An 18243-nucleotide genomic window follows, 5' to 3' on the forward strand; every position below is an offset into this window, starting at 1 on the left:
AGGTTGTGTCGGGGGCGGGCCGCCGTGGGAAGAGAGGCGGCAAGTCTGTGAAGATTTGCATAATTCGGGGGAGTTTTCCAGTCGGAAACGGTTGAAACCGTAAAGCGGTTTGCCGATTCCTTTGCAAGTGGACACCCGAGCGCTTTGCGCGTATTTCGATCAAAATTCTTGATCTTTATTTCAGCTCACGCGCAGACGTCGGATTTATAATGGTAAAGCAGAATATTTTCGAAGGGATACCGGAAATCCTGGATGAACGAAGGTTCGCCCACGGGGGGAATCGGCGGCGCATGGCCGAGGCCGCCGGATGCTCGCCGGACGACATCCTTGATTTTTCGGCCAACGTGAACCCGCTGGGGCCGCCGAAGTGGCTCGGGCAGGTGGTCGGCCAGGCGCTCCAGGACGTGGATTCCTACCCCGACCCGGACTGCGCCGGGCTCGTCATGGCCGCGGCCGAGCGGTACAAGGTATGGCCCACCCAGGTCGTGGCGGGCAACGGCGCTTCCGAGCTGCTTTTCGCCGTGGCGGGGCTTAAGGGGTTCCGCCGGGCCATCATCCCGTCGCCCACCTATGTGGATTACGCCCGGTCCTGCGCCGCCCACGGGCTGGCCGTGGTGGAACCGCCCCTGACCGAAGACTTTCAGGTCGACTTTCCGGCCATGGGGCCGCTGCTGTCCTCGCCGTCCCTGGTATTTCTATGCAGCCCGAACAACCCTTCGGGGGCACTGGTGCCCGCAGGCGACCTGCGCGAGGTGGCGGCCATGTTTCCGAAGTCGGTCTTCGTGGTGGACGAGTCGTTCGCCGAATTCCTGCCCGGGGACGCCGATCGGCTGACCCGCGACCGGCCGTCGAACGTCATCACCGTCCTCTCCCTGACCAAGACCTACGCCATCCCCGGCCTGCGGCTCGGCCTGGCCTTCGCCGACCCGGACATGATCCTGCGCATCCGCCGGTCCATGCCTTCCTGGTCAGTGAACGGGCTGGCCCAGAAAGTCGGCGAGCGGTGCCTGAAGGACGCGCCCTATCTGGAGGAGACCCGCGAGCAGACGAAGTTGCTGCGCGAGATGCTGGCTTCGGGGCTGCGCCAGGTGCCGGGCATCAAGGTCATGCCCGGCTCGGCCAACTATCTCCTGTGCCGCATGGACAGGGTGGGGCAGGACGCGACGCTTTTGCGGGACCGCCTGCTCATGGAGCACCGTATCGCCATACGGCTGTGCGGCAACTATACGGGCCTGGACGACCGCTGGTTCCGGGTGGCCGTGCGCGGCCGCGACGACAATGAAAGGCTCATCCGGGCCATGGAGGCCGTGGCGGGCACGGCGCGCGGCCCGGTGGTCCGGCGGACCCGTAAAACCCCCGCCCTGATGATCCAGGGGACCAGTTCCAACGCGGGCAAGTCCGTGCTGGCCGCGGCCTTTTGCCGCATACTTCTTCAGGACGGCTACAACGTGGCCCCGTTCAAGGCCCAGAACATGTCCCTCAACTCCTTCGTCACCGACAAGGGCGGAGAGATGGGGCGCGCCCAGGTGACCCAGGCCATGGCCTGCCGCCTCAACCCGGACGTGCGCATGAATCCGGTGCTGCTCAAGCCCGGTTCGGATACCGGCTCCCAGGTCATCGTTATGGGGCGGCCCGTGGGCAACATGGCCGTGCGCGAATACGTGGAGTACAAGCCGCGCGCCTGGGAGGCGGTCAAGGCCGCCTACGATTCGCTGGCCAACGAGCACGACGTCATGGTGCTGGAAGGGGCGGGCAGCCCCGCCGAGGTCAATCTCAAGCACCACGACATCGTCAACATGGCCATGGCCGAGTACGCTGAGGCCCGCGTTCTGCTGACCGGGGACATCGACCGGGGCGGCGTGTTCGCCTCCATCGTCGGGACCATGAGCCTGCTTACTGCCAAGGAGCGCGGCCTGGTGGAGGGCTATGTCATCAACCGGTTCCGGGGCGACGCCTCCCTGCTCGACCCGGCTTTCAGCCAGATGTTCGAGCGCACGGGCAAGCCGGTGCTCGGCACGGTGCCGTACATCCATTCCCTTGGGCTGCCCGAGGAGGACTCGGTCTCGTTCAAGGAAGGATTCCGTCCCGACGGCGACAAGCTCCCGGAGGACCAGTGCGTGGACATCGTGGTCCTGGATCTGCCGCGCATCTCCAATTTCAACGATATCGACCCGCTGCACGCGGAACCGGACGTGCGCATCCGCGTGGTGGCCGACGCCCGGGACGTGGGGACTCCTGACGCAGTGATAATTCCCGGCTCCAAGTCCACGGTGCCGGACATGCGCGCCCTCAAGGGCACGGGCATGGCCGCTGCGCTGCGCGCGCTGGCCGGGAGCCGCACGCGCATTGTCGGCATCTGCGGCGGGTTCCAGATGTTGGGCCGGACAGTGGACGATCCCTACGGGCTGGAGTCCGAGACCACCCGAGTGGAGGGCTTCGACCTTCTGCCCGTGCAGACCACGCTGTCGCCGGAAAAGACCCTGACCCGCACCTTCGGGACCCATTCGGCCTCGGGGCTGCCGGTGCACGGCTACGAGATTCACCACGGCCTTACCGAGCCGCTTTCCGGAGATCTGCGCGTGGCCATGCGCGACGGCGCCGGGGAGCCGCTGGGCTACATGCGTTCGGACGGGCGGGTGTTCGGCACCTACCTGCACGGCCTGTTCGACGCCGACGGGTTCCGCCGCTGGTTCATCGACCAGTTGCGCATGGACAAGGGGTTGTCGCCCCTGGAAGGGGCAAGGACCGTCTTCGGGTTGGAGGACGCCCTGGACCACCTGGCCTCGGTGGTGCGCGAGGCGGTGGATATGAACGCCGTCTATCGTGCGCTGGGCCTGTCGGACGGGTGCGCCCAGGCCTCGCTGTTCAGGCGCAAGGACGCCTGATTTAGGGAAAGCTGGATCAGTCGTCGGCGCAGCGGGACGAGTCGGCCAGGGTGCAGGTGTTCTTGCCTTTGTTCTTGGAGATGTACATGGCCTGGTCCGCCTTTTTTATCAGGTCCTCTTCGGAGTGGCCGTGTTCCGGGAATACGGCCACGCCCACGCTGGCGCCGATGGTCACGGGACCCGACTTGAGGGCGATGGGCGCGCGCAGTTCCGAGACGATCTTTTCGCCGACCAGCGCCGCGTCCTGCACGCTGCCCACCTGGCTCAGGATGACCGCGAATTCGTCGCCGCCCAGCCTCGACACGGTGTCGGATTTTCTCACCGAGCCTGTCAGAATGGCGCTCACTCTCTTGAGCAGTTCGTCGCCCGCGTCATGGCCCTTGGTGTCGTTGACCGCCTTGAAGCCGTCGAGATCGATGTAGACCAGGGCCAGCCTGCGTTCGTAGCGTTCGGCCGAGACCATGGCCGAATCCAGCCGGTCGAAGAAAAGTTTGCGGTTGGGCAGGCCGGTCAGGGCGTCGAACAAGGCCGCCTCCACCAACTGGTCCTGGTATATCCGACGCCGGGCCACGGCCATCGCCAGTGTCCACGCGCCGAAGTTCATGATGATGAAGAGCGCGCCGCCGAATCCGAGCAGTTTGAGCTTGAGCCGGTTCGCCGGACCGTTCAGGACGTCGGGATGCACCCGTGAGGCCAGGGTCCAGACGTAGGGGGCGGAGACTCCGGCACCGGCGGACGCCACCGCGAGGGCGTTCAATTTGATGCTGAATTTCTGCATATGGGCCAGTGGGTGCAGCTTGGCGAAGGTGAACAGGCCGTTTTCGGTCAGGAGCTGGCCTTGCTCGCCCGCCTTGAAGCTGTGCCACTCGGCCGGGAAGCTGTTGGCGAAGGAGACGTCTTTCCGGCCGGGATACATGAACCCCCACTCGTCGTCCGGCGTGGGCCCCAGGAGCCAGTAGCCCTGGCAGTTGAGGAGCAGACTCAGCCCCTCCGCCGTGGTGCCCGTCCAGAGTATGGTGTCCAGAAGGTCCTGCGCGTTGTAGTTGATGAGGACGATGCCCCGCTTGCGCCTGTATGTGTCGAACACGGGCGTGCCGATGCGCAGCATGGGCCGCGCCGGCTGCTCTATCAGGCCGTGTTCTACGTTGAGGTCCATGGGGGAGAGGAAGATATTTCCCTCGTTCAGGGCGAAGGTCTCCTCGAAGTAATAGCGCCCGCTTTTATCCTGAAGGCGGCTCTCGGGGACGACTTCGCCCAGACCGTTACGGTAGTTGATGCGTACCTGTTCCACGCCCTGTTCGTTCAGGAAGCGGATCTGGTCGTAGTCCCGGCGGCTGGCCGCCAGGTGCAGGTACTCCCGCTCCATGTCCATAACGGCCCGCCGGTCGCCGGTGTCCAGGTGCATGATGAGCTCGTTCTGCTCGGCCAGGAACAGGACGTCGGCCACGACGCGGTCGAGAATCCGCTCGATGGCCACTCGTTGCAGCTCCAGCGAGTTGGCTTCCGTGATCTTCAGCCGTTCGAGGAAATTGTCCTTTTCAATATGATATATGAGGGAACCGCCGCCCACGAGGACGAGGACGACGGCAGTGAAAAGCGCCAGGAAAATACGCACCCCCCGCAGAATGACCATGCGGTCCTCTCCGGGCATTTTGCCGATTCCGGGGCGGTGTTTCCTATTTATGAACATATGTCGGTCCTCTACGCGATAACTGTGCCTTTATTTCCAGGAAAGTCAAGACCGTTAGAGCCGGAATGAACCGGGCGGCCGTTCGGGCCGCTCTTCGTGGCCGGGGAATGTTTGCGGCCAGGAAAGGTGTTTGAGTATTCGCTGGACGTTGCAAGGCGCGCCCCGCTGGTCATGGCCGGGGGGGGCTGCCGTTCACGGTTGGAATTGCGCCGTTCAATGAAAACGTGTATCCAACCGGGACGAATCCATGCCATTCAAGCAACACAGGGCACGCGGTGCGCTGCCAAGGAGGAATTCATGTACGTCGGACTGAAAATGCTTCGCGACTTCGTCAAGGTCACCCCCCAGACGCTGGTCAAGGAGGCCCAGAAACGGCTTGAGGAAAACAAGCTCTGGATGCTCCTGGTGGTGAACGACGACGGAAAGCTTGTCGGCTACGTTCGCAAGGAAGATATTTCGGCCGCGCTGCCCAGCATCATGACTTCCCTGGAGAAGCACGAGATCAATTACCTGATGAGCAAGCTGACGGTGGAGAAAATCTACCGCACCGACATCAAGACCGTATCGCCGGAGACCGAGATCGAGGGCGCGGCGGACATGATGTACGAGATGAACCTGGCCGGGCTGGCCGTGGTCGACGACGAGGGCGAGCTCATAGGTTACATCAACCGCAACGTCATGCTCGACGTCCTGGCCGAGGAGATGGGCTACCGCGAGGGCGGCAGCCGCCTGACCCTCGAAGTCGAGGACCGTTCGGGCGTGCTCTACGAGGTCGCCGGGGTCATCGCCAACATGAAGATGTCCATCATTTCCACCGGCACCTTCTTTTACAACGGACGCCGCATCGTGGTCGTCCGAATAGATACCGAAGACCCCTCCACGGTCGCCACGGCGCTCGCGGAGCGGGGCTACAAACTGGTCGCTCCCGAGGATTTCCGGGGGGAGTGGACCTAGGGACCCTTCAGCCCAACCGGCAGCATATGGACCCGGGCGGTGTTTTTGGCATTCACCGACGGGCCGTGCGGACGTCGTTTGGAACGGTCGGGTTCCGAAGACCATAATGGAACGATTATGGCCTACCTCGACGTCCGCGACGTTACGCTCACCTTCAAGGGCATCGCCGCGCTCATGGGCGTGTCCTTCTCAGTGGAGAAGGGGACCATCGCGTCCCTCATCGGTCCCAACGGGGCCGGAAAGACCTCCATGCTCAACTGCATCAGCGGCCGCTACACCCCGGACGGGGGCGTGCGCGGGCCAAGCTCCATCAAGCTGGACGGCGAATGCCTGCTCTCCCTGCCCGCGCACAGGCGCACGGAGCTGGGACTGTCCAGGACATTCCAGAACATAGCCCTATTCAAGGGCTTGTCCGTCCTCGACAACCTCATGGTCGGTCGGCATGGCCGCATCGGCTATGGGCTGCTGTCGTCCATCCTCTACTTCGGCAGGACCGTGCGCACCGAGCGCAGCCACCGCCGCAGGGTGGAGGACGTCATCGACTTCCTGAACCTATCCCCATACCGCCATCATCACGCGGGGCGGCTGCCCTACGGCGTGCGCAAGCGGGTCGAGCTCGGCCGGGCCCTGGCCGCCGAGCCCAAGCTCATTCTTCTGGACGAGCCCATGGCGGGCATGAACCTCGAAGAGACCGAGGACATGGCCCGATACATCCTGGACATTGCCGAGGAGTGGGGCGTCACCGCCCTGCTGGTCGAACACGACATGGGAGTTGTCATGGACATCTCCGACAAGGTCGTGGTCATCGACTTCGGCTCCAAGATCGCCGAGGGCACGCCGGACGAAGTGCAGGCGAATCCGGACGTCGTCAGGGCCTATCTGGGCACCGAGGACGCCGCGTTCATGGGGAGGTAGCCGAAGGCCCGGACGGCCGCTCCACGGTCCCGCGCGAAATGGCGGAACCGGCATGGGCGGCGGATGTTCCAGGCCCTCGGCACGATGGGAAACAGTGAAGGAAGGCCCGGCTCCGAGCCGGGAAAACGAGGACGTCGAATGGCCAAACCGTACATGACCACGCTGCCCCGGTTGCTTGTCGCGCAGGCCGGGGACCGGCCCCGCAAGACCGCCCTGCGCGAAAAGGCCTGGGGAGTCTGGCAGGCCGTATCCTGGGAGGAGTCCCTGCGCATCACCGCCGAGTTCGCCTGCGGGCTGGAGGCCCTGGGCCTTGGCAAGGGGGATATCGTCATCCTCATCGGCGACAACCGGCCCGAGTGGATCTGGGCCGAGCTGGCCATCCAGGGGCTGGGCGGCATGGCCCTCGGGCTGTATCAGGATTCCCCGGCCGAGGAGATCGAATACGTCTTCGCCCTGTCCCAATGCCGCCTGGTGGTCGCCGAGGACCAGGAGCAGGTGGACAAGATGCTTTCCTTCCGCCGGAGGCTGCCGGAACTGCGGAATATAGTCTACCACGAGCCCAAGGGGCTCAAGGCCTACGAGGCGAAGGTGGAGGGGCTTGCGAGTTTCGATGCCGTGCGCCGTATGGGCCGGGTGAGGGGGGGCGACTGCCTGGCCCGGTTCCGGGACCTGGTCCACAAGGGAAAGCCGGACGATCCGTGCCTCGTCGCCACCACATCGGGCACCACGGGCCGTCCCAAGCTGGCCGTGCTTTCCCACAAGAACCTGCTGTCCATGGCGCATAATCTGGGCAGGCACGATCCCAAGACGGCGAGCGACGAGTTCGTCTCCTTCCTGCCGCTGGCCTGGATGGGGGAGCAGATGATGGCCGTGGCCTCGGCCCTGCTCTTCGGGTTCTGCGTCAACTTCCCCGAAACCCCGGCCACGGCCTCGGCGGATTCCCGCGAGATCGGCCCGCATTTCATCTTCTCTCCGCCGCGCGTGTATGAGTCCATCGCGGCCAAGGTGGCGGGCGACATCATGGAAACCTCCCCGCTCAAGCGGTACCTTTACAACCGGCTTCTGCCCGTGGGCTACGAGTACGTGGACACGGTTTTCGCGGGCGGGACGCCTTCGCCGTGGCTCCGGTTCAAGTATTTCCTGGCCGACCAGGGGCTGTTCCGCGCCCTGCGCGACAGGTTGGGCTTTTCGCGCGTCCGCTCGGCCACCACCGGCGGCGCGGCTCTCGGGCCGGACATCTTCCGCTTTTTTCACGCCATGGGCGTCAATCTCAAGCAGATTTACGGCCAGACCGAGATCGCGGGCATTTCCTGCATCCACAAGGAGGGCGAGGTGGACTTCACCTCCGTGGGCGCGCCCATTCCCGAAACCGAGGTGCGCATTTCGGACGAGGGTGAAATCCAGTCCCGGTCGCCCGCCGTCTTCCTGGGCTACTACCGGAACGAGGAGGCCACCCGCGAGACTCTGACCCCGGACGGCTGGCTGCTTTCGGGCGACGCGGGCTACTTCGACGACAACGGGCGGCTGGTGGTCATCGACCGGCTCAAGGACGTCATGCGCCTTGCCGACGGCACCCGGTTTTCGCCCCAGTTCCTGGAGAACAAGCTCAAGTTCTCGCCGTTCCTGCGCGAGTCCGTGGTCCTGGGCGACGGCCGCGGGTTCGTGGCGGCCATCCTGTGCATCGACATGGCCATCGTGGGCCATTGGGCCGAGTCCAGGATGATTACCTACACCACCTATCAGGACCTGGCCGCCAAGGAGGAGATTTACTCGCTCATCCGGGAAGAGGTGGCCAAGACCAACGCAGGCCTGCCCGAGGAGACGCGCATCCGGCGGTTCTGCCTGCTCTACAAGGAGCTGGACCCGGACGACAGCGAGCTGACCCGCACGCGGAAGGTCCGGCGCGGGACCATCAACGAGCGGTACGGCGCGCTTATCGACGCGCTCTACACCGACGCCTGCGTCCTCAGCCTCGAAACCGAGATCGCCTATCAGGACGGCCGGGTAAGGCGGATGTGCGGCGATATCCGCATCGAAGACATGGAGGGCTAAGTGGAATACTACCTGCAACTCATCGTCAACGGCCTGGTGGTCGGCTCCATCTATTCCCTGGTGGCACTCGGTTTCGTGGTCATCTACAAGGCCACCAAGGTGGTCAACTTCGCCCAGGGCGAACTGGTCATGGCCGGGGCCTACGTCTGTTTCGCCCTGACGGTCCAGTTCCACATTCCGTTCATCTGGGCCTTTTTCATCACCCTGGCCTTTTCCGTGCTGCTTGGCCTGGCCATCGAGCGCATGGTGCTCAGGCCGCTCATCGGCGAGGAGCACATTTCGGTCATCATGGTCACCGTGGGCATGAGCTCGGTGCTCAAGTCCCTGGTCCAGCTCTTCTGGGGCACGCAGATCAGGGTCTACCCCCAGGTCCTGCCCACCGAGCCGGTCATGGTGGCCGGGCTGCCCGTGGCTCCGGTGTATATCGCGGCCTTTATCCTCTCCGCGCTCCTGTTCGCGGTCTTTTCCGTCTTCTTCAAGTTCTCGCGCATGGGCGTGGCCATGCGGGCCACGGCCTTCGATCAGCAGGCCGCCCAGTCCATGGGCATCGGCATCAAGAACATCTTCGCCATGAGCTGGTGCATCGCCTGCGTTGTCTCGGCCGTGGGCGGGGTCATCCTCGGCAACATCAACGGCATCAACGCCCACATCGGCCACCTGGGGCTCAAGGTCTTCCCGGCGGTCATCCTCGGCGGCCTGGACTCCCTGCTCGGCGCGGCCCTCGGGGGGCTGATTATCGGCGTGCTCGAAAACGTCTGCGACGGCGCGGCGCGGCAGCTCCTGGGCCTGGGCGGGTTCAGGGAGGTGGCGGCCTTCATCGTCCTGGTCGTCATCCTGATGATAAAGCCCTACGGCCTGTTCGGAACCAAAGAGATTGAGAGGTTGTAGCCATGCAGGGCAAATGCGGACTCTTCTTCACCACCTACAGGGCCGAGGCCCAGGTCTTTCCATCCGGGTTCCAGAAAAGCATGGTCGGCCTGTTCCTGGCGGTCCTGTGCGCGGCCCCGTTCGTCCTGAACACCCATCTGACCTCCATCGTCAATCTGGTCTTTATTTCGGTCATCGGAGCGGTGTCGCTCAACCTGCTGACCGGCGTGTGCGGCCAGATATCCCTGGGGCACGGCGCGTTTCTGGGCGTGGGGGCCTACGCGGCGGGGCAATGTTCGGTCCACGGCGTACCCTTTCCCCTGGCCATTCTTACGGGCGGGCTGGTCACGGCCCTGGTGGGCATGGTCTTCGGCGTGCCGTCGCTGAGGCTCAAGGGCATCTATCTGGCCATTGCCACCCTGGCCGCCCAACTGGTCCTCGAATACGCCTTTCTGCACGGCGGCGCGCTGACCGGCGGTTCCAACGGGCTGCTCCTGACGCCGCCGTCCATCTTCGGGTTCGTCTTCGACTCCGAGACGCGCATGTATTTCCTGCTTCTGGCCTTTGCGGCCGGAGCGTTGCTCATGGTCACCAACATCATGCGAAGCAAATATGGCCGGGCGTTCGTGTCCATCCGCGACTTCCACCTGTCCGCCGAGATCGTGGGCGTGAACCTGTTCCGGTACAAGCTCGTGGCCTTCGGGGTCAGTTCGTTCCTGGCGGGCGTGGCGGGCGGCCTGTGGGGGCATTACACCGGGTACATCTCGGCGGAGCAGTTCAACATCGGCCTGTCCATCTCCTATCTGGCCATGATTATCATAGGCGGCCTGGGGTCGGTCCTCGGATCGGTCTTCGGGGCCGTGTTCGTCGTGCTTTTGCCGGAGGTCCTGAATGCGGCGGCCAACACCCTCGCCGGGTTCTGGCCGGGCATAGCCCTGCATGTGGTGGCCATGCGCGAAGGGGTGTTCGGCCTGGCGCTCATCCTCTTTCTCATTTTCGAGCCCGAAGGACTGGCCCATCGCTGGCGGCTGATAAAGGCGTATTGGAAACTCTATCCGTTCGCCCACTAGGGCTGCGGTCGCAATCCCGCCGTCCGGCGGGTGGACATAGGCGGCGTTCCCGATGCGGGACGCACAACTTCAACCTCGAGGAGATCAACATGAGGGTTGGAAAAATCATAACCGCGGTCTGCACCCTGCTTTTAGCCGGGCTGGTGCTCATGGGCTGCGGAGGCGGGGAAGAAAAACCGGCTGCCACTTCCGAAAAGAAGGCTGAGCCCATCCGCGTCGGCGGGCTGGTCGACCTGTCCGGCCCCACCTCGTCCGTGGGCGCGCCCTACGCCGAGGGGCTCAAGGGCGGGGTCGAGTACGTCAACGGGCTAGGGGGCGTCAACGGCCGCCCCCTCGTCTTCGATTTGCAGGATACCGCCTACAAGGTGCAGCAGGGCCTTTCCCTGTACAAGAAGATGGTCAATACCGACCATGTGGTCTGCATCCTGGGATACGGCTCGGCAGTGACCGAGGCCCTGGTTCCCACCCTGGCCAAGGACAAGGTGCCGAACCTGTCCGCCTCCTATTCGGCCCATCTGACCGATCCGAAGGTGGCCCCGTACAACTTCTTCAGCGCCGCCGACTATTCCACCCAGTGCCGGGCGGCCATCAAGTACTTCAAGGACGGCTGGACCGAGTCGCGCGCTCCGCGCATCGCCTTCATCTACCCCGATCACCCCTACGGGCTGGCCCCCATCAAGGGCGGCAAGGAGTACGCGGAGGAGCTGGGCTTCGAGATCGTGGGCGAGGCCAACGTGGCGCTCAACGCCATCGACGCCACCACCGAGCTGCTGCCGCTCAAGGACGCGGCCCCGGACTACTGCTGGATCGGAGGCACCACTCCGTCCACCTCGGTCATTCTCAAGTCGGCCAAGAACATCGGCATGGATACGACCTTTTTCATCAATATCTGGGGGTGCGACGAGAATCTGTCCAAGCTGGCGGGCGCGGATGCGGACGGCGTCTATTCCAACCAAGCCGCCGCGGTCTACGGGCAGGACGTGCCTGGCATGAAGGCGATCATGGAGATCACCGCCAACCAGCCGCAGATGACGCACTACACCCGCGGCTTCGTCTCGGTGCTGGTCATGGCCGAGGGCATGAAGCGGGCGTTGGCCAACGGCGAGCTTACCGGCGAGTCGCTCAAGAACGCCCTGGAGACCTTGCGTGATTTCGATCCCATGGGGCTGGCTCCGCTCATCTCCTACTTCCCTGACGACCACCGCCCGAACATGGCCGTGTTCCTCTACACCGTAAAGGACGGGAAACTGGCGTTCGTGAAGGAGCAGATTCTCGAACGGCGGGAGGACTGGCTCGGCCATTAGCCGCGAGGGAGGAGCCGGGGCGCTCTCTCCAGAGAGAGTTCCCCGCTCCCCCGGCATCCGTGAACCGGACCAATTCGCACGCAGCTCCTGCGGCGCGATAAATAGTCTTGAAGGGGAGTCCCGAGGGGCGACTTTTACAGGAGTGGCTTCTCAGGCCGCCGGAGGCGAATGTGAACGACATACTCAGAGTCGAGAATCTGGAAGTGGTCTACAACGACGTGGTGCTGGTCCTGAAGGGGTTGTCCCTGGCCTGTCCCGAGGGACGGATCACCGCGTTGCTCGGCGCGAACGGAGCGGGCAAGTCCACGACGCTGAAGGCGATCTCCGGCCTGTTGCAGTGCGAGGACGGCGAGGTCACGGACGGCGCGGTGGTCTACCGGGGCGAGCCCATCCAGGGGCTTCCGCCGGAACGGATTGTGCGCAAGGGAATTTTCCAGGTCATGGAGGGCCGCCGCATTTTCGAGGACCTGACCGTTGAGGAGAACCTGCGTTGCGGGGCGTTCACCCGGCCCGGTTCGGAGACCGCCGACTCTCTGGCCCTGGTGTACGAATATTTCCCGAGGCTCAAGGAACGGCGCAAACAGCTCGCGGGCTACATGTCCGGCGGGGAGCAGCAGATGTGCGCCATCGGCAGGGCGATCATGGCAAAGCCCCGGCTGCTGTTGCTCGACGAGCCTTCCCTGGGCCTGGCGCCGCTTCTGGTGGAGGAGATTTTCGACATCATCAAGCGGTTCAACCGGCAGGAGGGCGTGGCCGTGCTGTTGGTGGAGCAGAACGCGCGCGCCGCTTTATCCGTGGCCGAGACCGCCTACATCATGGAAAACGGCAGGGTGGTCATGGACGGGACGGCCCGGGAGTTTATGGACAACCCCGACGTGCAGGAATTCTACCTGGGCATGGGGCGCTCCGGCGACAGGAAAAGCTACCGGGACGTGAAGCATTACCGCAGGCGGAAGCGGTGGCTCGGATGACGGTTTGGCCGTGGCCGACACTGGCGCGTCGAGAGTTGTGGCAAAAAAACGGTATCTGACGTAGAGTTACATAGCAGGAATGTCGGGCAGGCATCTCCGCCGAGGGCGGAGCGCAACAAGATCAGAAAGGCGGGGCCGGGGGAATTAGCCCGTGCGGGGGCGTCCGGCCGCTGGAGGCATTCATCCATGTACTACACCGAATATGAGACCGAGCCGCGCGAGAAGCGGATGAAGCGCAAGTGGAAGGGCGTGCGGGACGTGCTGGCGGCGGCGGAACGGTCGTCGGGCGAGTTCCAGGCCAGATTGCGGGAGATGGGCGCGACCGCCCGGGATTTCAAGGGGTGGGAGGATTTCGCGAAAATTCCGCCCCTGCGCAAGAAGGATATCGTCGAATGGCAGCGGGAACACGGCATCGGCTGGTTCCTGAGCGTCAGTCCGGGCGAGCTGTCGCGCATCTACCAGTCGCCGGGGCCGATCTTCGATCCCGAGGGGCGCGAACCGGATTACTGGGCATGGTCCGAGGGGTTCTTCGCCGCCGGATTCCGGCCGGGCGATATCGTCCAGATGACCTTTTCCTATCACATGACTCCGGCCGGGCTGATGCTGGAGGAGCCGTTGCGGGACATCGGGTGCGCCGTCATTCCGGCCGGTCCGGGAAACACGGAGAAGCAGATCGAGTTTCTGACAACGCTTCCCGTCACGGCGTTCGTGGGCATGACCAGCTACCTGAAGGTCATCGGCGAAAAGGCCATGGCGGCGGGGCTGGACCCGCAGCAGGATTTCCATTTGAAAAAGGCGTACGTCGCGGCCGAACCATTGCCCGAATCCCTGCGCGCCGAAGTGGAGGAGATGTTCGGCATCACTGTCCGGCAGGGGTACGGCACGGCCGACGTGGGCTGCATCGCCTACGAGTGCCGAGAACTGGGCGGTATGCATCTGTCCAACTATCGGCATGTGGAGATATGCGATCCGGCCACCGGGCTGCCCGTGCCGGACGGGGAAGTGGGCGAGGTGGTGGTCACTCCCTTCTTCACCGACTACCCTCTCGTCCGCCTGGCCACGGGCGACCTTTCGTCCATGGATTTGAGCGAGTGCGGTTGCGGACGCACGGCCAGAAAGCTTACCGGATGGAAAGGCCGGGCCGACGACACGGCCAAGGTCAAGGGTCAGTTCGTGTATCCGGGACAAGCCGCCACGGTCTTTTCCGGATATCCGTCCATTTCCGGCTGGCAGATCAGAGTAAAGCGTGTTATGGACATGGACGTACTCGTGGTTGTGGCCGAAACGGCGCAGCCTTTCGATACGGAAAGTTTCGAGGCCGACTTCCAGGCTACGATGAAATTGCGACCAGTCGTCGAGACCTGTGCCCCCGGCTCCCTGCCGGATGATGCGCCCCGTCTCGTCGATGAAAGAACTTTCGATTAAACCCGGCTGTCAGGGCCGGGATTGCGGTCCTAATCGAAGTGGGCGGTGCCATGCGAGCACCGCCCTTTTTCTTTGCCCACTGCCGTTTGTCGGGCGGCTGCCCGCGCCGGGATTGAATCGGGTCTTCGCCGTGATCGCCGCGACGGGGGCTCCTTGGGGAAGGGGAGCCGGCTCTTTAGCTCTTTGAAGAGGGGGATAAGGTGTTGAAAGCCGCTCCGCGGCGATAGTCGGATGATTTCGCCTCCGGCGGGCAAGGGCTCGCACCCTTGCATCCCCGGTAAGCGCCTTCGGCGCGGACTTTTTTCGCTCCGCGTCGTCATTCCGTCGGCTTTTTCCTGGCCGGTTTCCGGTGAAGAAAGTGTTGTTCGGCCGACGCCGCCGCGCGACGCGTGGGAAGCTGTGCGATGTGTCCTTTGCATTCTGAAAGTGCAAAAATAATTTCGGACAAAATTGCTTTTTGGGAAAAAATAATCACATAAATTTTCTTTATGTGAAATTTGGGCGGCATGAAGATCGGAAGAGGGGCGATTGCGAGTTCGCGGATGGGGGTTGGAGGCTGGGAGCGGCAGGCGGAAAGGACGGGTGAACGGATCTGGTCGAAGGGCGCGAAAAAAGCCAGGGCCGCCGCGCATGTCCAATGCGCGGCGGCCCTGGTTTGTTGCAACAGGTTGGGGGCGGTGCGTTAGCAGCCGCAGGAGCCGGTGCCGCAGGACGAGCAGCCGCAGCCTCCGCCGCCGATCTGGTTCTCGGAGGAGACGGTGAAACCGTAGGGGGTCATGTCGATGGACACAGCGCCCGAGGCTTCGGCCAGTTCTTCATTGATGAGGAAGGTCAGGTCGCCCTGCTCCACGGACTTGTCGCCCTCGCGAAGCTCGTCCAACGCCAGGGACAGGCGCGGGCCGGAGCAGCCGCCGTCGGCCAGATGCACGCGGATGGGCTGCGTTTCCTTGTCTTCGAAATATTTGATCAGTTCATTCTGAGCGGATTCGGTGACTGTGATCATGTTCTTAATCTCCTGGGTGGGTTTAGTTTCAAAGAGAATAAGTACCATCTATTCAATGTAAAGAGAAAAACAATGGATGGCCGTTACCGTCGGCTCAACTGTCTGGAATTCCGCTCAAAAAAAACGCGGTCCGCCCATGTCGGCGGTTTTTTCGCCGAGGGATGCCGCGCGGCGGGCGCGGGGCGCAAAAAAGCCCGGGCCGCCGCGTACTGGGTACGCGCCGGTCCCGGGCCGAGTAATCAACGCAGGGATGCGTCGAACCGAAGGCTAGCAGCCGCAGCCGCCGGAGCCCGCGGAGGAGCAGGAACCCGACGAGGAGCAGCCGCAGCTTGAGTCGCCGCCGCTCATGGGGTTGGCGGACTCCACGACGAATCCGTAATAGGTCATGTCGATCTTGATGTTGCCGGTCTGGGCCAGCAGGTCCTTTTCCACGAGGAAGGTGAATCCACCGGCCTCGGACACGTCGTCCTTATCGTTAGGCTCATCCAGAGCCAGGGTCAGGCGCGGGCCAGCTCAGCCACCGGCCGCGAGGTATACGCGGATCGGGGACGCTTCCTTGTCCTGGAAGTAGCCTTCAAGCTGCTTCTGGGCAGCTTCAGTGACTTCGATCATTATAATGCCTCCTAATTTGGGTCGGGAAATGAACAGGTAAGATCAATAGTACTCTTTGTCAAATCGAAAGTTCCCATGGAGGCCGGGCGGAGTTGACCGGCCAAGGGGTATGGGCTACTTTTCTACGTTCCTTCAACCGCTAGCCATGCGAGGCCTAGATGATGAAAGACTGCGGCACCATATTATCCGACAAGGAAATGAGCCGAACCCTGGAACGGCTGGCCGTCGAGATCTACGAGCGCCGGGGCGAGGATGAGACCCTGGCCATCCTGGGCATCCAGCGCCGGGGCGCGGACCTGGCCGAGCGGCTGAAATTGCTGCTGGATGCGCGGCTGAACCGCAAAATTCCCTTGGGCAAGCTCGACATCAATCTTTACCGGGATGACTGGACCACCAACCTGGAGCTGGCGCCGACCATCAATTGTTCGGAGATCGGTTTTGAGGTGGAAGGCGCGTCCATCGTGCTGGTGGACGACGTGCTTTATTCCGGCCGCACGGTGCGCGCCGCGCTGGAGGCCCTCCTCGATTACGGCCGCCCCAAGCGGGTGGAGCTGTTGGTCCTGGTGGACCGTGGACACCGCGAGCTGCCCATTCAGGCGGACTACGTGGGCAAGAAGCTGGACACCCTGGGCAACGAGCACGTCAACGTCCTGGTCAACGAGCGCGACGGCGAGGACCGCGTCTGCCTGGTCCGGAGCGAATAGGCATGTCCTTCACCCCCATTTCGCGCGACCTGGTCCCGCAACCGTGCATCACCCTCGTGGGCATGGCCGGAGCAGGCAAGTCCACCCTGGGCGGGATTCTGGCCAGGCGGCTCGATTGGGGCCAGCTCGACACGGATCGGTATATGGAGTCCTACTACGGCCTGCCCCTGCAAGGGATCATGGACACGTACGGGCTTGAGGACTTCCTGCGCATCGAGGAAAAACTGGTTTCGGAGCTGAACCTTGCCCGCACCGTCATATCCACGGGCGGCTCTGTCATTTACGGCCCCGAAGCCGTCAGGCGGCTCAAGGAGCTCGGCCCGGTGGTCCTGCTCGACATCGACGAGGCCACCTTCATTGAGCGCGTGGGCGACGGGACAAATCGGGGGCTGGCCATCGGCCCCGGCAAGACCATGCGCGATCTCTACCATGAGCGGCTGCCGCTTTACCGCGAGGCCGCTGACCTGACCATCCGCACCGACCGATGCGCTCCCGAGGAGTGCGTGGACCAGATACTTCAACACATCGACATCGAATGAACAAACTGACTCCCAAGGCCGCCTTCCGCAAGTTGGCCGCCATATACGACAAGATGGTCGCCCGGTACGACGAGGCGGCCACGCCCATCGGCATGACCTGCGAAGGCTGCGACGACAACTGCTGCCTGTCCTTTTTCCAGCACCACACCTATGTGGAGTGGGCCTACATGTGGGAGGGGCTGAACAAGCTCCCGGCCGACAGGCTCGAAGAGATCAAGGCCCGTGCTCAGGATTACGTGGACCAGGCCCAGGCGGCGCTTGCCCGCGGCGAGCGGCCGCACGTCATGTGTCCGCTGAACATCGACGAGAAGCAGGGGATCTGCGGCCTGTACGAGCACCGGCTGATGATCTGCCGGATGCACGGCGTGCCCAACCTGCTCACCCGCCATACGGGCCAGGAAGTGCGCTTTCCCGGCTGCCATCGCTGTCAGGAAATGACCGGGGGCATGGAGAATGTCCCGTTCGTGGACCGCACCCCCATGTATCGCGATCTGGTCATGCTGGAGATGCAGTTCGTGGGCAAGAACCTGCGCAATCTCCCCAAGGTGGACCACACCATCGCGGAGATGATCGTCATCGGGCCGCCGAGACTGAAGTAATTTTCGAACGGAAAGGACAAAGCCGCCGGAGACATCTCCGGCGGCTTTCTTTTGGGACCTATATATTCAACTTTCCGCTTTCTGTCAGAATGTCGCAGAGCGGAATCAATCCCGCGCCGAAGGCGCATACATGGGATGCAAGGGTGCGAACCCTTGCCCGCCGGAGGCGAAATCACCCGGCTATTGCCGCGAAGCGGCTTTCAACCCCTGATTTTCCTCGGGCGCGGTTCAGACAAATAAGGGAAATCCCGCCCTGGCGTAGGAGAACTGGCCCGCCTGGAGCAGGGCGATTTCGTTTTCGCGGGCCGATATCTGCATGTTCTTTTCGTCGTCGGGCAGGGCGGAATTCCATATCCGGGAGATTTCGGCCCGGACCGTGCTGATGCGCTGCTCCATGCCCCGCAGCACGTAAGTTCCGCTCTTGACTGGCTCGACGGCTGCCTCGCGGAAGGCGCGTATGGCCTCCTCCGAGATTTCCACGATGTCGCCGGGCCACGCCAGGTCCTGGCCGGGCGTCCCGGGCAATGCCTCGAAGATCGATCCGCCTTCCAATTGCGCGATATCCGTTTCGATATACATGACCTTCCTCCCTGATGGCCGTGTATATTCCTTATCGGACAGTTGCCGGAAAACTTGATGCTGCGGCTTGTGCG

17 protein-coding genes are annotated in these 18243 nt (G+C 63.3%); 12 read left to right on the plus strand and 5 right to left on the minus strand.

Features of this window, described 5'->3' with window-relative positions:
* The first annotated feature begins 209 nt into the window (after positions 1-209).
* Positions 210-2885 (plus strand): cobyric acid synthase, encoded by a 2676-nt coding sequence (locus tag PSN43_RS03000; protein ID WP_272699241.1) that lies wholly within the window; start codon positions 210-212, stop codon positions 2883-2885.
* Positions 2886-2901: 16 nt separating this feature from the next.
* Here the strand turns inward: PSN43_RS03000 and PSN43_RS03005 are convergent, their stop codons facing one another.
* Positions 2902-4518 (minus strand): sensor domain-containing diguanylate cyclase, encoded by a 1617-nt coding sequence (locus tag PSN43_RS03005; protein ID WP_272699242.1) that lies wholly within the window; start codon positions 4516-4518, stop codon positions 2902-2904.
* Between the two features lie 354 nt (positions 4519-4872).
* On the opposite strand from PSN43_RS03005, the gene PSN43_RS03010 reads away from it, so the two are divergent.
* The 8 genes from PSN43_RS03010 to PSN43_RS03045 all read left to right on the plus strand — a co-directional run bounded on the left by PSN43_RS03010 (position 4873) and on the right by PSN43_RS03045 (position 14133).
* Complete coding sequence (locus tag PSN43_RS03010) at positions 4873-5529, plus strand: CBS domain-containing protein (RefSeq protein WP_272699243.1); 657 nt, start codon at positions 4873-4875, stop codon at positions 5527-5529.
* Positions 5530-5646: 117 nt separating this feature from the next.
* Positions 5647-6444: an ABC transporter ATP-binding protein gene (locus tag PSN43_RS03015; protein ID WP_272699244.1), complete on the plus strand. Its 798-nt coding sequence runs from the start codon at positions 5647-5649 to the stop codon at positions 6442-6444.
* A gap of 138 nt (positions 6445-6582) precedes the next feature.
* A complete protein-coding gene (locus PSN43_RS03020) occupies positions 6583-8496 on the plus strand; it encodes an AMP-binding protein (protein ID WP_272699245.1) in 1914 nt (637 codons plus the stop codon).
* Positions 8497-9384 (plus strand): branched-chain amino acid ABC transporter permease, encoded by an 888-nt coding sequence (locus PSN43_RS03025; RefSeq protein ID WP_272699246.1) that lies wholly within the window; start codon positions 8497-8499, stop codon positions 9382-9384. It abuts the gene before it with no gap.
* A gap of 2 nt (positions 9385-9386) precedes the next feature.
* On the plus strand, positions 9387-10433 hold the full coding sequence (locus tag PSN43_RS03030) for a branched-chain amino acid ABC transporter permease (RefSeq protein WP_272699247.1): 1047 nt from the start codon (positions 9387-9389) through the stop codon (positions 10431-10433).
* Between the two features lie 89 nt (positions 10434-10522).
* Entirely contained in the window at positions 10523-11737 is a 1215-nt protein-coding gene (locus PSN43_RS03035; RefSeq protein WP_272699248.1) for an ABC transporter substrate-binding protein, read from the plus strand.
* A gap of 170 nt (positions 11738-11907) precedes the next feature.
* Complete coding sequence (locus PSN43_RS03040; RefSeq protein ID WP_272699249.1) at positions 11908-12708, plus strand: ABC transporter ATP-binding protein; 801 nt, start codon at positions 11908-11910, stop codon at positions 12706-12708.
* Positions 12709-12894: 186 nt separating this feature from the next.
* Positions 12895-14133: a phenylacetate--CoA ligase family protein gene (locus PSN43_RS03045; RefSeq protein WP_272699250.1), complete on the plus strand. Its 1239-nt coding sequence runs from the start codon at positions 12895-12897 to the stop codon at positions 14131-14133.
* 316 nt (positions 14134-14449) lie between these two features.
* Here the strand turns inward: PSN43_RS03045 and PSN43_RS03050 are convergent, their stop codons facing one another.
* The 3 genes from PSN43_RS03050 to PSN43_RS03060 form a co-directional block, all read right to left on the minus strand.
* A complete protein-coding gene (locus PSN43_RS03050) occupies positions 14450-14797 on the minus strand; it encodes a hypothetical protein (RefSeq protein ID WP_272699251.1) in 348 nt (115 codons plus the stop codon).
* An 18-nt stretch (positions 14798-14815) separates the two neighbouring features.
* Positions 14816-15136: an IscA/HesB family protein gene (locus PSN43_RS03055; RefSeq protein WP_272699252.1), complete on the minus strand. Its 321-nt coding sequence runs from the start codon at positions 15134-15136 to the stop codon at positions 14816-14818.
* Between the two features lie 267 nt (positions 15137-15403).
* On the minus strand, positions 15404-15748 hold the full coding sequence (locus PSN43_RS03060) for an IscA/HesB family protein (RefSeq protein ID WP_272699253.1): 345 nt from the start codon (positions 15746-15748) through the stop codon (positions 15404-15406).
* 161 nt (positions 15749-15909) lie between these two features.
* Between PSN43_RS03060 and pyrR the strand changes: the two genes are divergently transcribed.
* The 3 genes from pyrR to PSN43_RS03075 are packed head-to-tail and all read left to right on the plus strand — an operon-like array spanning position 15910 to position 17590.
* The gene (pyrR, locus tag PSN43_RS03065; protein WP_272699627.1) at positions 15910-16452 is read left to right on the plus strand and encodes a bifunctional pyr operon transcriptional regulator/uracil phosphoribosyltransferase PyrR; all 543 of its coding nucleotides are present in this window, start codon (positions 15910-15912) and stop codon (positions 16450-16452) included.
* Between the two features lie 2 nt (positions 16453-16454).
* A complete protein-coding gene (gene thrB, locus PSN43_RS03070) occupies positions 16455-16991 on the plus strand; it encodes a homoserine kinase (protein ID WP_272699254.1) in 537 nt (178 codons plus the stop codon).
* Entirely contained in the window at positions 16988-17590 is a 603-nt protein-coding gene (locus tag PSN43_RS03075) for a hypothetical protein (RefSeq protein WP_272699255.1), read from the plus strand. Before thrB ends, PSN43_RS03075 begins: the two co-directional genes overlap by 4 nt.
* A gap of 228 nt (positions 17591-17818) precedes the next feature.
* Here PSN43_RS03075 and PSN43_RS03080 read toward each other — a convergent pair whose 3' ends face one another.
* Positions 17819-18169 carry a hypothetical protein gene (locus PSN43_RS03080; protein ID WP_272699256.1) on the minus strand — a complete coding sequence of 117 codons (351 nt, stop codon included), beginning with the start codon at positions 18167-18169 and terminating at the stop codon, positions 17819-17821.
* Between the last annotated feature and the right edge of the window lie 74 nt (positions 18170-18243).

The organism is Desulfovibrio sp. Fe33 (assembly GCF_028532725.1).
Taxonomy (GTDB): domain Bacteria; phylum Desulfobacterota; class Desulfovibrionia; order Desulfovibrionales; family Desulfovibrionaceae; genus Pseudodesulfovibrio.